Below are 15,924 nucleotides of genomic sequence, written 5' to 3'. Positions count from 1 at the left end.
GGATAATTCCTATTCGGTCGGGGGATAGGATATGCTTAGGAAGGCGCCTGTTTTTTATCTTGAAGTCGGCAGGCTTTTTATTTTAAAGCTTTCTGGTAAGCTTGATCCAGGAGCTGCATCACGTGAATGGTCTTCCCAGGTAGACCATATACATTAAGCCCATGGGCGAGCTGCAAAAGGCAAGCCGGGCAAGAGGTAGCCAGGTACTGGGCACCTGTAAGTTTAAAGTTCTTCATCTTGCGCTCCAAAATACGCTGCGATATCTCGTAATGGGTGACGTTATAAGAGCCGGCACCGCCGCAGCACCAGTCGGCCTCGTTCATCTCCACGAAGCTCACACCTGGAATGGCCCTTAAAATTTCTCTAGGCTCCTTTCTCACTTTAAGCCCCCGTACAGCATGGCAAGGATCGTGGTAAGTAACAGTTATTTCAAGGGAGCCCATCTCCTTTTTTATACCCAGCGCAGCCAAGAAGGCTACGGCATCCTGAACCTTATCTGCCACCTCCCGCGCCAAATCCCTATAATGAGGATCATCCTCTAGAAGTTTAGCGTAATTGTGTAGACCGTGGGCGCAGGAAGCACAGTCAGTAACAATGGCATCCACCTGATGCTGCTTAAAGGTCTCTAGATTCTCTTTCGCCAGGTTCAAAAGCATCTCTAAATCTCCATAGGCTTCATGGGGTATCCCACAGCAATTGGTAGAGGGGACCACCACTTCGCAGTCGTTATGTTGGAGCACCCGTAAGGTGGCTTCCCCGATGGCGGGGAAGAAATTGTTTATAAGGCAGCCAGCAAAATAGGCTACCCGGTGGCGGGGTCGGGCCGGGGGCTTAAGGATCTGGGGTAACCGCTCCCGCAAAGTATAACCTGGAATATCAGGTAAAAGCCCCTCCGCTTTCCCTAAAGCTCCTAAGAGTTTCAAAAACCCCGTATGCCGGGCCAGCCACCGCGCCCCGCTGCGCTGGTAGAAACGCAAAGCCTTGGCTCCCAGGCTTAGCCTGCGCTGCTTAGCCAGGACACCCCTCAAGGCCAACCGTATAGGGAAGGGTTGCCCCTTAGCCCGGGTGATCTCGGCTCGCGCTGCCTTTACCAAGGTATCCGTGATAACTGAGGAAGGGCAGGCATTGACACAGGCCCCGCAAAGGAGGCAAGAATAAATATGGTGATTTATCTCCGGGTTGTGGATTAAATCGAAGGTGCCTTCCAGGGAAAGGCGAATGAGACGATTACGGCCACGAGCTAGGGAGAATTCCTCACCGGTGGCCTTATAGGTAGGACACACTTCCTGGCAAAAACCACACTTATTGCAGCGCACCACGTCCTCCAGCATATCCCTTAACGCTTTAACCATTCTAGCTTCTCCTTTCCGCCCGGGCACTTTTTTAATTCTTTTACCTTTGGGGAGCCAAAGCGTAAGCGATAACCTTGCTATTGGGAGCCAAGATCCCCTTAGGATCCAAGGCTTCCTTTATACGTTTAAGGAGGGGAAGGAGAGCAGCCCCTCGGTTCTCTACCTTCTTCCTGATGCTCTCTAGATCCCAGACGTTATCCACCAGGAAAAGGCCTCCTTCCTTCATGGCTTGCTCCTCAAACACGCTTAAAAACTCCCGCACCTCAAGGTAAGCTGCTGGCGGATGCTCCAAGAAAATGTGTACATGACCATTACCAAAGTGGGCTACCATCCCCGCCTTTAAGCCCTGGGAAAAGATAAACTTACCTGCCTCGCAAATAAAGTTGGCCGTACTAGTAAAGGGAAGGGAAACTTGTCCTAAGAGGGCTCCCTTCTCACCTGAGAAAGCTGCAAAAACTTTGCGCCTAGCCTCCCAAACAGCCTGGGCTTCTGTACCCGTATATATGTTAATCTGGGCCTTTCCTTTAAAGCCCATCAATACCTGGTCCACCTGCCAATCCACAGCCTCAGTAAAACCAGCAAAGGCTACCAGTAACCTCTCCTTCCCTTGGCCCGGAAGAGGACACCCTGTTCTTTCGAGGGCGGCCAAGCTCTGGCTATCCAAAAGTTCTAAGGCTACCGGGCCCCATTCTTGCCGCAAAGTATAGGCTGCTTCGCAAGCCTCATCCAGTGTGGTAAAGCCTAAGACCATAGTAGCCTCCTTTTCCGGCAGAGGCTTAAGCTTTACCATAGCCTTAGTTATAATACCTAAAGTACCCCACGACCCAGCTAAGAAACGGGTATTATCATAATCCTGGACGTTCTTGACAGTTTTTCCCCCGGTCCGTACTATTTCACCTGTAGGAAGGACTACTTCCAACCCCAGAAGGTAATCCTTAGTAGAACCATAACCCAATTTCCGGGGCCCAGAAGCATTGCTGGCGATACATCCACCCAAAGTGCAGGTCTCCCCCTCTACGGGATCCAAGGGGAGAAAAAGCCGACCGGCAGCAAAGGTCTCTTTAAGCTGGGCAAGAGATAACCCCGCTTCCACATAGGCTGTCTGGTTATCCTGGTCAAACTCCAGTACCCTTTGCAAGCCCGTCAAGTTTATAGCTATACCTCCGCGTAGGGGTAAAAGTCCCCTAAAGGCCTGATTCCCGGCTCCCCAGGGGATGAGAGGGATACCTTCTTCACCAGCTAAAGAGACCACCCGGGCTACTTGCTCGCTATCTTGGGGAAATACTACTATCTCAGGCAAGAACTCAAGGTCCAGGGCTGCCGCCTGACGAGCAGCCATATCCTGCCGAACCCGGGCAGGTCCTAATATGTCCTCTAGCTCTTTTATGAAGGTCGGTCGCATCCTTAAACCTCCTCAAAGAATGTTGAAGGTCTACTAGCCTGCTTACCCCTCGTTTATTAAATTCCTTGCGGGGATTCCGGGATGAACTTGCCCGGGTTTAATATCCCGTTGGGGTCAAAGGCGCGGCGTTCACGGCGCATAAAATCCAGTTCAGCAGGGGTGAAGGCCAGGGGCATAAAATCTAACTTGCCTAAACCTATGCCATGCTCACCTGAGAGAGTCCCTCCTAGCTCTAGAGCGGCCCGGAAAATCTCTTCCCGCGTCCTATGCACCCGCTCCATCTCTTCCTGGTCCCGTTCATCAAAGAGCACTAAGGGATGGAGGTTGCCGTCACCAGCATGGGCTAGCATCCCGATGGGGATACGGTATTTTTCAGCTATAGCCTCCACCCGCCGGAGCATCTCGGGAAGCCGCGAGCGGGGGACAGTGGCATCTTCTAGATCATAGGAGGGTCTTAGCCTGGCCATAGCTCCGATAGCTGAACGGCGAGCAAGCCACAAGTTGTCTCTCTCTGCGGCATCCCTTGCTAATTGAACCTGGGTAGCTCCATTAGCCTGGCATATTTCCTTTATCTTCTCCGCCTGCCGCTCAAGCTCCGGACCCCAGCCATCAACTTCAATGAGGAGGACAGCGCCTGCCTCTAAGGGGAGCCCTATGTGTAACCATTCCTCTACAGCTTGGATAACCTTGTTATCCATCAATTCTAAGGTGGTAGGGATAATACCTTGGGCTACAATCTGGGAAACGGAGTTGCCAGCTTCTTCCAAAGTATTGTAAACAGCAAGTAAAGTTTTAACAGCCCGGGGCAAGGGGAGGAGGCGAACTATAATTTGAGTGGCTATACCTAAAGTGCCTTCTGAGCCTATAAGTAAGGCCAGCAAGTTTAACTCTGGTACAATGGGCTCCCACTTACCCCCTATTCTTACTATATCCCCTGTAGGCAGGACCAGCTCCACACCTAGGATATGGTCTTTAGTGACCCCGTATTTGATACCCCGCATACCACCAGCGTTTTCCCCAAAATTGCCCCCCATGGTAGAGACCTTCTGGCTGGCCGGGTCAGGCACATACATCAACCCATAGGGCGCTACTGCTTTCTGTAGCTCCATGTTAGTGACCCCAGGTTCCACTACAGCCACCCGATTCTGGGGATCTATTTCTAAAATGCGATTCATACGGGTCATGACTATTACAATACCACCCCGGTGGGGGACAGTCCCCCCGCTTAAGCCCATACCAGCTCCTCGCGGAGTAACCGGGATACCCTTAGAGTTGGCCAATTTTAATATAGAAGCTATCTGTTGGGCATTCTCCACAAAGACGACCACATCGGGCTTACCGTAAAGTAGGGTAGCATCATACATATAGGTAGCCAGGGAAACTTCTGAGGTCAACACATTTTCCCGTCCGACTATGCGGATAAGTTCCTTTAAAGTGTCTTTGTCTAACATAGGTTTTAAGCCCCCTGCCCTTGACAAAAAATTACTAAGCTTACTGAAACTTTACTTCTATTTCCTGTCTCTTTCTTTGTATTTAGATTTATGTTTCGGTATACTTTGTTTTGGATATACTCCCCCTTCCTCCATTTTATTAATCTTTAGGCAAAATAGTCAAAGCCTGGTTTTCCTTTTCTCCGCTCGCTATAGGCTCCTATAAGTCTTTTACCCTTTAGGGTTTCCTTTTTTCGCCTCATCTGGCCGTCTTATGGTCTAACCAGTAGGCCAAAATAAATTATCTCCTATAAAATCACTGTTCCCCTGCTCCCTGCAAGGCTCCCTACACCTTCCAGGAAGCAGGGGAATAAAGCAATTTAAGGGAACTTAAAGTTCCTCGCTCATTTTAGCCAGCCGCTGGAGATGCTCCCAGCGCCGATCTACTTCAGCCTGGAATTCTTCGATCAGGTATTCGTTCCCTTTCTGGAAGAAGTGGGCGAAGCGCCCCTGGGGCTTAAGGTATTCTGCTACAGGTATTTTATTTTTGGGTACATAGTTTATAATCCACTTCCGGCCCTTATCCTCTACCTCATACAGGGGGTAGAAGCAGCATTCTGTACCCAGGCGGGCGATCTCCACTGTTTTGCTTTCGGGGAAGCGCCACCCGCGCGGGCAAGGAGCTTGTACGTTAATGAAGGAGGGTCCGTCGTAGTTTAAGGCCTTCTCTACTTTGCGCATCAGGTCCCTCCAATTGTGCAGGGAAGCGTTGGCCACATAGGCCCCGTGGGCTGCCGCAATCCAGGCCAAATCCTTCCGGTGTTGCTGCTTACCCTTCTGAGCCTCACCCACATGGCTGGTGGTAGTCCAGGCACCATAGGGTGTAGCCCCTGAGCGCTGGATTCCAGTATTCATATAAGCTCCGTTATCGTAGCAGACATACAGGACCCGGTGACCCCGCTCAAGCATTCCAGATAAGGCCTGGAAGCCGATATCATAAGTCCCGCCGTCACCACCAATAACGATCACGCTGAACTTTTTGCTCTCGTCCAGTTTACCGCGCCGGCGCAAAGCGTTGATGGCGGCATCGATCCCGGAAGCTACAGCAGCCGCGTTTTCAAAAGCATTATGGTAGTAAGGCACCTTCCAGGCGGTGTAGGGGAAGACCGCCGAGGAGATCTCCAGGCAGCAAGTAGGATTTACTACTATAGGCGCATGGGGAGCGGCCAGCAAAATTTGCTTAACTATGATAGGCGCCGGGCACCCAGCGCACAAACGGTGACCGCCAGTGAAAAGAACTTCCTTTTGGCTAAGCTCCCTTAAACTTGCCATTATTGCCACCCCCTTAGGTCGAGGTAATTAAGGATGCGATCAACTTTACCTAAAGCAGCTATCTTCTGCAGGTGCTCATATACCTTACGGATGCTCTTCGCTGGCACATCGCGCCCGCCCAGACCGGCCACATAGCTTATAAGGTTAACATGTAGGCCCTTATGATATAGGGCACCTAACACATCGCTGAACACGGCTGGTCCGGGAGCGCCAGGAGAGAGGGCCTTCTCCATAACTGCGGCCGCCTTAACCCCTTTTAGGGCCTCTGCCACTTCCTCAATGGGGAAAGGCCGATAGCAGCGGATCTTGAGGACCCCAGCTTTCACACCCTGCTCCCGGAGGTCGTCAGCTACTACCCGAGCTGTACCTACCATGGATCCCAAGGTTACGATGGCTATCTCAGCATCTTCCATCCGGTAACCCTCAACTATACCGTAGCTGCGGCCAAATCTTTCTCCGAACTCCTTATCCACTTTAGCTATAACAGCCTTAGATTGCTCCAAGGCATAAGCCTGGGCATACTTATGCTCGAAGAAATAGTCCGGCAAGGTGAGATTCCCCATGGAAATGGGATTTTCCGTGTCCAAGAGGTTGATCACTGGCCGGAACTCGCCGATAAAGTCCTTAACTTCCTGATCATCCAGCACATTGATGGGTTCCACATTATGGCTTACCACGAAGCCATCTAGACACACCATAACAGGCAACATAACTGAGCGATCTTCGGCAATGCGGACGGCCTGAATAACGGTATCGTAAACTTCCTGGGCTCCCTCACAGTATAGCTGGATCCAGCCAGCGTCCCGAGAACCCAGGCTATCGCTTTGATCGTTGTGAATGTTGATAGGAGCGGAAAGGGTACGGTTTACATTGATCATCACAATGGGAAGCCGGTTCCCAGCAGCGATATAAAGCATTTCATGCATTAGAGCCAAACCCTGGGAAGAAGTACAGGTTATGGTGCGCGCACCTGCAGCAGAGGAGCCGCAGCAGGCGCTCATGGCGCTGTGCTCGCTTTCTACCGTAACTAGCTCGGTATGCACCGAGCCCTCCGCCACAAACTCAGCAAAACGTTCTACGATCTCTGTCTGTGGCGTGATGGGATAGGCTGCCACCACATCAGGGTCGATCTGGCGCATGGCCTCCGCCGCAGCACCGTCACCAGTTAGCCCGATGGTTTTCCTCATGCTCCTTTTCCCTCCCTTTTAATATTCGCCGCCCTCGGCCATAGTCATGGCATTTTCCCGCGGGCATTCATTGGCACATATACCGCAACCCTTGCACAGGGTAGTATCGATCCCAGTAACTTTCCCGCCTTCCACCTTGATGGCCGTCTCCGGGCAGTAGATCCAACATATCATACAGTGGGAACATTCCTCAGCATTCCATATGGGCCGCTTGGTCCGCCAGCTACCAGTGTGGTAATCGGTAGAGCCTTCGGAGACTAAGGTCCCCCCGAGCGGGATCTCATACCAAGCGGGGAAGGATTTTTTGTCTAATTTGCGGATGGTATCGTTGATCTGGACGGTCATATTCCCTGCACCTCCTCATAGGCCCGCCGGACAGCCTTCAAGTTCTTCTGCACTATTTCCGGCTTAAAGCGGTGGCTGAACTGCTCTTCAAACTCGGCCAGGATATTATCCAAGGAGATAAGCCCTAAAACCCGAGCCAAGGCCCCTACCATGGGGGTATTGGGGATAGGACGGCCCAGTTCCTCGGTAGAAATCTTGTAAGCGTCCACCGCATAAACTTTAAACTTTCCATCCACGTTTAGCTCCTGGGCCAGCTCTTTTGGTGTCCCCGGATAATTGGCGATTATGCTGCCCCCTTCTTTTAAGTTGGCCGTTACGTTAACTGCTTTAAGAAGGGTGGGATCCAGCACCACCACCATATCCGGCTCTTCAATGGCGCACCGCAAGTTGATGGGAGCATCGCTTATGCGGGTGTAAGCTACAATGGGTGCACCCATTCTCTCTGTCCCGAATTGGGGAAAAGCTTGGAAGTAAAGGTTCTCCCGGATAGCCGAGGCAGCCAGATACCGCGAAGCCAATACTGCCCCTTGCCCACCGCGGGCATGCCAGCGTATCTCTACCATCTTGGGCATAAGTATTATCCCCCTCTCTTTTTGTGTAATAATGTGCAACATTTCACAAGTATTGAAAAGTATCTAAGCCCTCCTTCCTTCTCACCTCCTACCTAGGCTTCCTGTTAGTTTTAATACAGGTCTCATATTATAACATTTAACACCAATAGAGGATGAAAATGGCAAAAATACCCACATACCACCCATTTGTTTATTCCCCTAGGGTATATCCCTCTAACTAAAAGGATACCCGCTCGCTACCATCCATTTTTTAATTTCTTTTACTTCCTAAAGCCACCTGTCCATTTTTAGAAATAACTTTAACCATATGAGCTCTAGCCCTATGCACTCCTACCAATTAAGTTAGCCCTCATTTTTCTGCCTTATCCAGGTTGGCCAGACTCTAGGATATCGCCTACTTGCAAGCCTTGTTCCTTAGCCCACTCAGCTGCAGGCACTTTACCTCCTCCACCATATTGTACCCGGCGAGCAAGGATAGCCCCATCGGCTGTGGCTACTACAAAGCCGTCATCAAGCAAGGAGAGGACTTCTCCCGGTGTTCCCCGACCAGAGGAGGGCTTGGCTTCCCAAATTTTTAATTTCTCACCACGGAAAAGGCACCAGGCCCCTGGGGTGGGATCAGAGCCCCGGATGAGGTTGTAAATAGTCTGGGTAGGCTTAGTCCAATCTATCCCCACATCCTTTTCCTTTATGACAGGCTGGAAGGTAGCCTGGCTTTCATCTTGCGGTATAGGTTGGGCTTTCCCCTCCCGGATTAACCGTACCGCCTCAGCTACCATCTTTACACCCAGGGGATAGATCTTACCAAAGTAAAGGGTTTTTACGCTGTCATCAGGATCAATGGGCACCTTTTCCTGCAGGATAATAGGGCCTGAGTCTACACCCTCATCGATCTGGTGGATGGTAATCCCTGTCTCGGTTTCACCGTTGATGATAGCCCAGTTCATGGCACTACCACCACGGTACTTGGGAAGCAAGGAGGGATGAAAGTTAATGCCACCGTAAGTAGCCAAATCGATCATGGCCTTGGGGACAAATTGGGTAACATAGGCTAAGACGAGAAGGTCGGGTTTTAGAGAAGCTACCCAATCTATAACGGCTTGGTCTTTAAGGCGTGGAGGCTGAAGTAATGGTAAGCCTAACTCTAAAGCTAACTCTTTGACGGGGTTAGGAGCCTTTTGGCCGGGTTGATCAGGGATTGTTAATACTCCGACAATTTTTTCACCTTGATCAACCAATGCCTTTAAGCAGTCCCGACCAAAAGGGGCCTGCCCTAAGAAGACGATGCGCACTTCGTCCCCTCCCCTGATAGCAAAGCTTAACTCTTTATATGAGAGTATACCATCAGACCAGAAGCCTGTCAACAATTTTTAGGTGTACCCATCAGGAGGTCAGACCATCTGGCAGTCTGATTTTTGTATAATGTATACAGGCAATTGACGAACGGCGTATATAGTGATAGAGTAATTAAGGGTTTAGCACATATAACAAATAAAGCACTTAGGGTTTAACGGTTCTAGTTTTTACTTTTTAATAAGCAGATTGTCCCGCTATAAAGGATTTGAAATTAGCGACATAAGGGGTATATATGGACTAAAGCCTTGTAACTTCATGGTACCCCAACAAAGGATAATAAAGGATAATGAAGGAATAAAAAGGGAGGATATCCTATGATTAAAGAAACCTTTGACGGCAACACAGCTGCTGCCCATGTGGCCTATGGTATGTCCGAAGTAGCAGCCATCTATCCTATTACACCTTCTTCCCCCATGGCTGAAGTGTGCGATGAGTGGGCAGCCCAGGGCCGGAAGAATATCTTCGGCCGCCCCTTAAAAGTGATAGAAATGCAGTCGGAAGCCGGAGCTGCCGGGGCTGTACACGGTTCCCTGGCGGGGGGAGCCCTGACCACCACCTTCACCGCTTCCCAAGGATTACTGCTCATGATCCCCAACATGTACAAGATAGCAGGTGAGCTATGGCCATGTGTGTTTCATGTAGCAGCACGGGCTGTAGCCACCCACGCCTTGTCCATCTTCGGAGATCATTCAGACGTCATGGCCACCCGGCAGACTGGCTTTGCTTTGTTGGCTTCCGGTTCGGTACAGGAGGTCATGGACCTAGCTCTGGTAGCCCATCTGGCTACCTTAAAGGCCAGTGTTCCTTTCTTGCACTTTTTCGACGGCTTCCGCACCTCCCATGAGGTACAGAAGATCAATGTCATACCCTATGAAGATATGGCTAAGCTGGTAGATTGGGAAGCTATAGAGCGCTTCCGCCGCCGGGCTCTCAACCCCGAGCATCCCCACCAGGCCGGTACCTCCCAGAGCCCTGACATCTTCTTCCAGGGGCGGGAGGCAGCCAATCCCTATTACCTGGCTGTCCCCGGTATAGTGTCGGAAGTAATGGAGCAGGTGGGTGAACTTACCGGCCGACGTTACCACCTCTTCGATTACGTGGGTGCACCGAATGCCGAGCGCATCATCGTATGCATGGGTTCATCTTGCGACGTGGTGGAGGAAACAGTGGATTATTTAGTAGAACGGGGGGAAAAGGTGGGGCTTATCAAAGTACGTCTATACCGCCCCTTCTCAGCCGAGCACTTCCTAAAGGCCTTGCCGCCTACTGTGCAGCGTATAGCAGTGCTGGATCGCACTAAGGAACCCGGTGCCTTGGGTGAGCCTCTGTACCAGGATGTAGCTACAGTGCTAGCCGAAAACGGTAAAAGCCACATTCTAGTAGTAGGGGGTCGCTACGGCCTGGGTTCCAAGGAATTTTCGCCTTCTATGGTGAAGGCTGTCTTCGACAACCTGGGGGAGGACCGGCCCAAGAATCACTTCACCGTGGGTATTACGGATGATGTGACCCACACTTCCCTAGAAATCAAGGAATATATCGATACGGCTCCTAAGGGCGTCTATCGCTGCAAGTTCTTTGGGCTGGGGTCCGATGGGACTGTGGGCGCCAACAAGAATTCTATTAAGATAATCGGCGACCATACTGACTTGTACGCCCAGGGTTATTTCGAGTACGATGCTAAGAAATCGGGTGGGGTAACCATATCCCACCTGCGTTTCGGGCCTACTCCCATCAAGTCAGCCTATCTTATAGACCGGGCTGATCTCATCGCCTGCCACAACCCTTCCTATGTAGGCCGGTACGACTTATTGGAAGGGATAAAGGAGGGAGGTATTTTCCTCCTTAACTCACCGTGGACCCTGGAGGAAATGGAAAAGAAGCTCCCCGCTAAGATGAAGCGGACCATCGCCCGAAAGAAATTAAAGTTCTACAACATCGACGCTGTGAAAATTGCTGGGGAGGTAGGCTTAGGTAACCGTATTAACGTCATTATGCAAGCGGCCTTCTTTAAGATAGCCAATATTATACCGCCAGAGGAGGCTTTTAAGTATATTAAGGAATCCATTGCCAAGACCTATGGTAAGAAGGGCGATAAAATCGTTCAGATGAACTGGGCCGCGGTAGACCGGGCTACCGAGGCTCTGGAGGAAATTCGCTACCCGGCATCCTGGGCCGAAGCATCGGATGAGCCGGACCAGGCCGAAGCAACCCTGGCTAAGGTTGTGCCTGTGTCAACCGAAGGAGTAAGTGGTACCAACACTGGTTCGGATACCCGCGCCCAAGTTGCAGCAACCCAAGAAAGTGAGCCAGAATTTGTACGGAAGGTAATGCGGCCTATGCTGGCCCTTAAAGGGGACGAGCTACCCGTTAGCGCCTTTACACCTGGCGGGTTCTTCCCTGTAGGGACCACTAAATACGAAAAACGCGGTATCGCTGTGGAAATACCGCGCTGGCTGCCGGAAAACTGTATCCAGTGTAACCAGTGCTCCCTCGTTTGCCCCCATGCGGCCATCCGGCCATACTTGGCTCGGCCAGACAGCTTAAACAGTGCTCCAGTCACCTTCACAACCATTAAGGCCAGCGGTAAGGAGCTCTCTGGGCTTTTGTTCCGTATCCAAGTTTCGCCCCTGGACTGCACTGGATGTGGCAATTGTGTAGATGTGTGCCCGGCTAAGACGAAGGCTTTGACCATGGTGCCCCTGGAGGAGGCCGTAGAGATAGAAAAGGTAAACTACGCCTTCGCTGAAAGCCTCCCGGAAGTGAAAGTAAACATCAACCCGGCTACAATTAGGGGTAGCCAGTTCCGGAAACCTTTGCTAGAGTTCTCTGGGGCTTGCGCTGGCTGCGGGGAGACGCCTTACGTGAAGCTTATCACCCAGCTCTTCGGTGACCGGATGATCATAGCCAATGCTACCGGTTGCTCCTCCATCTGGGGTGGAAGCGCCCCCAGCTGCCCCTATACAGTGAATAGTGAAGGCTTTGGCCCAGCGTGGCATAACTCCCTCTTTGAGGATAACGCCGAGTTCGGGTATGGTATAAGCTTAGCCGTGGAGCAGCGGCGGGAGGAGCTAGCTCTACTAGTAGAAAAAGCCCTGGCATTTGGGGTTACCCCCGAGTTCCGGATAGCCTGTAAAGAGTGGCTCTCCGGCAAGGAAGATGCTATCCTCTCCCAGGAAACCGGCAACCGGATTAAAGCGCTCCTTAAGCGGGAGATGTCTTTAGCTAAAGATGAGCTGAAAGAGATCTTAAGAGCCATCGATAACCTTAAAGATTATCTCACCAAGAAATCCATCTGGATCATAGGTGGCGACGGGTGGGCTTATGACATCGGCTATGGGGGATTAGACCATGTCCTGGCCAGCGGCGCCAATGTCAATATCTTGGTGCTGGATACCGAGGTTTACTCCAATACCGGGGGCCAGTCCTCCAAAGCCACCCCCACAGGAGCCACAGCCCGCTTCGCCGCTGCTGGTAAAAATACTAGGAAGAAAGACTTGGGGCTTATGGCCATGTCCTATGGCTACGTCTATGTAGCCTCCGTATGCATGGGGGCGAACCCCAATCAGCTTATAAAGGCTCTAATAGAGGCGGAAAGCTACAACGGCCCCTCCCTCATCATCGCCTATGCTCCGTGTATAAACCACGGTATCGATATGAGCAAGAGCCAGCGGGAGGGCAAACGGGCGGTGGAAGCTGGCTACTGGCCGCTATACCGGTATAACCCAGAACTAGCCAGGCAAGGTCAGAATCCCTTTATCCTCGACTCTAAGCCGCCTACCCTGGACTTCCAGGAGTTCCTCCGGGGCGAGATAAGGTTCACCGCCCTTAAGAACTTGTTCCCGGACAGGGCCGAACAGCTCTTTAAAAAGGCCGAGGAAGAGGCCAAAGAGAGGCTTGCCCTTTACCAGAAGCTCGCTTCAGGGTAGAAAGGTATAACAAAGCCTCGGAAAGGGTATAAAAAAGTTTTAAGCATTAACGGCAAGGCGGCGGAAAAATTCTTCCGCCGCCTCCCTGTGGCCCTCTCCACACCATCTCCACTCCATCTTCACTTCCGCTTTGCTTTTCAGGCGATTTCCCCTTCTCCATAGCCCCAACTAAGGGAAAAACCCATATATAGCCTTGGCAGAAGTCTAAAAGGTCCCCAAGGCCGTACGTTTTAGCCTAAAGCTTCAGGAAAAGTACACGCTATGCTAGTGTCCCTCAAATTTAGCGGAAAAAGATCAGGGTATCTAAGATGAATAACGGTATCAAAATGGCCAGGGACCATCCCATATAGCCGAAAAAGCTCGGCATGCGGATCTTGTTCTCTTCGGCAATGGAGCGCACCATAAAGTTGGGGGCATTGCCGATGTAGGTGTTGGCCCCCATGAAAACGGCCCCGCAGGATACAGCCATTAGCATCCGGGGATCTACCAGCCCCAAGGTAGTCGGGACCCCGGCCGTGGCTCCTAAGCTGGTGGCCGTGGTGAGGAATACCAGGTAAGTAGGCGCGTTATCCAGGAAGCTGGACAAAGCTCCCGTGGCCCAGAAGAAGTGGGCAGGTTTGGTAAGCCCTAGTTCCGCTCCGCGGGCATGGAGAATAGCTAAAGCAGGTATCATAGTCATGAATATGCCCGCAAAGAGGGTAGCCACTTCCTTGATAGGCCCCCAGGTAAAGCGGTTGTCCCGGCGGATAATTTGAGGCGTAGTCTTAAGGGAGAGGTAGGCCGCCAGGAGAATAGAGAGATCCCGGATGATATTAATGTAGGGGAGCACTATGGTTTCCTCTCCTATTTTGAGCACCGGTAGGCCGTAAAGCTCTCCTGTTTTAAGGTCAGCAAAGGCTGGGTGCTTAGCCAGGAAACCACTTAAAATGACAGCCCCCACAATAAGGCCCAGGTAGAATAGATTCTTTAGGCCTTCCACCCGGAGGGATAAATTTTTAGAGGCGTCAACCGGAACGTTCTCTTTGCCATAGTAATAAGTATCCAGGCAGTAATAAAGGGCCAAGAGGATGACAACATTAAAGCCCATGGGGACTATAAGCCGCATGGTCCAAAAGAAGGGGACACCGCGTAAAAAACCTAAGAACAAAGGCGGATCACCCAAGGGGGTAAGGGCTCCTCCGATATTGGAAACCAGGAAGATAAAGAAAATAATAATGTGAGCCTTGTAGCGGCGCCACTCGTTAGCCCGGATCACCGGCCTTATCATGAGCATGGAAGCTCCGGTGGTACCAATCCAGCTAGCTAAAAGGGTTCCCAAAAGTAAAAGCACTGTATTAACTGTTGGTGTGCCCCTTAAGGTACCCCGTAAAATAAGACCCCCGGATACGACAAAAAGCCCAAAGAGAAGAATAATAAAGGGCAGGTAGTCAAGGAGATAAACTTCTATAGCCTTAAGAAAAGCAGTCTTAGGCCCAAAAGCAATTAAGAAGGGTATAAAAAAGACTAGCGCCCAAAAAGCGCTCACCCTTCCCATATTATGCTCCCACCAGTGGGAGTTCACCAAAGGGCAAATAGCTATGGAAAGAAGCATGCCTACGAAAGGAAGTACGCTCCAGAGGGGAAGAAGATACCCTAATTCCACTGTTTCCGAGGCCCAAGCCGCATCTTGTGCCAAAATAAAAGCTAAAAAGCCCATCCCTAAAAGTACAGCTACCCAGCGATACATGTAAATTTACTTCCCTCCTTAAAAGCTTTTTAAGATCCCTGTCTCCCCAAAGGCGCCTTTCAGGCTTAACTTTTATACACCCGGGGAACTCGGCGCCCTATGGAAGTTAGGACTTCATAGCTAATGGTATCTAGCCAACTCGCCATCTCATCCGCTGTAATAGCTTCCTCTCCCTGCCTTCCTAAAAGGATTACCTCCGTCCCTGGAGCTACTTCTTCTTCCAGGCGGATCATGAACTGGTCCATACATACCCGCCCCACCACCGGTGCCCTTTTCCCCTGCACTAAAACCCATCCCCGGTTGGACAAAATACGCCGGTATCCATCGGCATATCCCACGGGGACGGTGGCAATAATTTCTTCCCCTGAAGATTTATAAGTCCACCCGTAGCTTATAGGTGTACCGGGGGGTACGCGCTTTACCTGGGTTATCTTCGCCTTCCAGGTTAAAGCAGGCTTTAAGTTTATACCAGAAGCCCCCGGCCGGGGATGATACCCGTAAAGGGCTATCCCCACCCGTACCATATCCAGGTGGGAAGGCGGGTACTCTAAAGTAGCTGCGCTGTTGGCAGCATGCTTTAAAGGAATATTTAACCCTTCTTCTTCTAACTTCTTTATCACCCTTAAGAATCCTTCTAGCTGCTGGGCAGTTTTAGCTTTTTCTACTTCATCGGCACAGGCAAAATGGGTAAAAATACCTTCGATAAATAAAGGCCATTCCGCTATTTTACGGCAGAAAGAAAGTACCTCCTCAGCTCCTCTTAAGCCTATCCTACCCATACCAGTATCTACCTTAATATGGACTTTGGCTATCTTCTTCTGCCGAAAAGCTTCTCTAGCTAAAGCTTCAGCTTGAGGTAAAGAAAAGATAGTGGCCGCTATATCCTGCTCCACCACTGATCCTGCGGCCTCTAGCGGAGGAGGACCTAAGAGGAGAATAGGGGTTTTAAAGCCTGCCTGCCTTAAGGCTAGCGCCTCCTCTACGGTTGCCACACCTAAGAAAGCGGCTCCTTCTTCTAGGGTAGCCCGAGCCACTTCCGCCGCCCCATGGCCATAAGCATCAGCCTTTACCACGGCCATGAATCTAACTTGGGGGGATAAGCGCTTCTTAATCTCCCGGAAGTTATGGCGGATTAAGCCTAAATCCACTTCGGCCCACGACCGAGCCAAAGGAAATTCCCTTTTCACCGTCTTTTCACCCTCCTTAGTATAAAAATAAATCGTGGGCCTTACAAAACCCAGCCCACGCCCAAAATTTTCGGCTACTGCCGCTAAAGTCTGGGGCGGAAGCTTTTGT

Annotated in this window: 11 protein-coding genes; 1 reads left to right on the top strand and 10 read right to left on the bottom strand. The window is 51.0% G+C overall.

Annotated features, from left to right (window positions below):
* Positions 1-77: 77 nt before the first annotated feature.
* The 8 genes from B9A14_RS00660 to fmt all read right to left on the bottom strand — a co-directional run bounded on the left by B9A14_RS00660 (position 78) and on the right by fmt (position 8,912).
* Positions 78-1,352, bottom strand: coding sequence for a (Fe-S)-binding protein (locus B9A14_RS00660; RefSeq protein WP_084663032.1), 1,275 nt, complete (start codon positions 1,350-1,352; stop codon positions 78-80).
* A 40-nt stretch (positions 1,353-1,392) separates the two neighbouring features.
* On the bottom strand, positions 1,393-2,754 hold the full coding sequence (locus tag B9A14_RS00655; RefSeq protein WP_084663031.1) for an FAD-binding oxidoreductase: 1,362 nt from the start codon (positions 2,752-2,754) through the stop codon (positions 1,393-1,395).
* Between the two features lie 56 nt (positions 2,755-2,810).
* Complete coding sequence (locus B9A14_RS00650; protein ID WP_084663030.1) at positions 2,811-4,205, bottom strand: FAD-binding oxidoreductase; 1,395 nt, start codon at positions 4,203-4,205, stop codon at positions 2,811-2,813.
* A 369-nt stretch (positions 4,206-4,574) separates the two neighbouring features.
* Positions 4,575-5,516 (bottom strand): thiamine pyrophosphate-dependent enzyme, encoded by a 942-nt coding sequence (locus tag B9A14_RS00645; protein ID WP_084663029.1) that lies wholly within the window; start codon positions 5,514-5,516, stop codon positions 4,575-4,577.
* Complete coding sequence (locus B9A14_RS00640; protein WP_084663028.1) at positions 5,516-6,703, bottom strand: transketolase C-terminal domain-containing protein; 1,188 nt, start codon at positions 6,701-6,703, stop codon at positions 5,516-5,518. Before B9A14_RS00640 ends, B9A14_RS00645 begins: the two co-directional genes overlap by 1 nt.
* A gap of 18 nt (positions 6,704-6,721) precedes the next feature.
* On the bottom strand, positions 6,722-7,048 hold the full coding sequence (locus B9A14_RS00635) for a 4Fe-4S binding protein (protein WP_084663027.1): 327 nt from the start codon (positions 7,046-7,048) through the stop codon (positions 6,722-6,724).
* A complete protein-coding gene (locus B9A14_RS00630) occupies positions 7,045-7,620 on the bottom strand; it encodes a 2-oxoacid:acceptor oxidoreductase subunit gamma family protein (protein ID WP_084666977.1) in 576 nt (191 codons plus the stop codon). Before B9A14_RS00630 ends, B9A14_RS00635 begins: the two co-directional genes overlap by 4 nt.
* Before the next feature lie 362 nt (positions 7,621-7,982).
* Positions 7,983-8,912, bottom strand: a complete 930-nt coding sequence (gene fmt / locus B9A14_RS00625) for a methionyl-tRNA formyltransferase (RefSeq protein ID WP_172838999.1) — start codon at positions 8,910-8,912, stop codon at positions 7,983-7,985.
* Between the two features lie 378 nt (positions 8,913-9,290).
* Here fmt and nifJ point away from each other — a divergent pair, with 378 nt between their 5' ends.
* Positions 9,291-12,902, top strand: a complete 3,612-nt coding sequence (nifJ, locus tag B9A14_RS00620) for a pyruvate:ferredoxin (flavodoxin) oxidoreductase (protein WP_084663025.1) — start codon at positions 9,291-9,293, stop codon at positions 12,900-12,902.
* Positions 12,903-13,182: 280 nt separating this feature from the next.
* Here the strand turns inward: nifJ and B9A14_RS00615 are convergent, their stop codons facing one another.
* Together B9A14_RS00615 and alr are read right to left on the bottom strand one after the other, a co-directional pair.
* Entirely contained in the window at positions 13,183-14,628 is a 1,446-nt protein-coding gene (locus tag B9A14_RS00615) for a sodium:proton antiporter (protein ID WP_084663024.1), read from the bottom strand.
* 65 nt (positions 14,629-14,693) lie between these two features.
* The gene (gene alr / locus B9A14_RS00610) at positions 14,694-15,815 is read right to left on the bottom strand and encodes an alanine racemase (RefSeq protein WP_084666976.1); all 1,122 of its coding nucleotides are present in this window, start codon (positions 15,813-15,815) and stop codon (positions 14,694-14,696) included.
* Positions 15,816-15,924: the final 109 nt, after the last annotated feature.

Source organism: Thermanaeromonas toyohensis ToBE, from assembly GCF_900176005.1.
GTDB classification, from domain to species: Bacteria; Bacillota; DSM-521; order Neomoorellales; family Neomoorellaceae; genus Thermanaeromonas; species Thermanaeromonas toyohensis.
The sequence above is the reverse complement of the archived record's forward strand: the minus strand, read 5'-3'. Positions and strand labels throughout refer to the sequence as shown.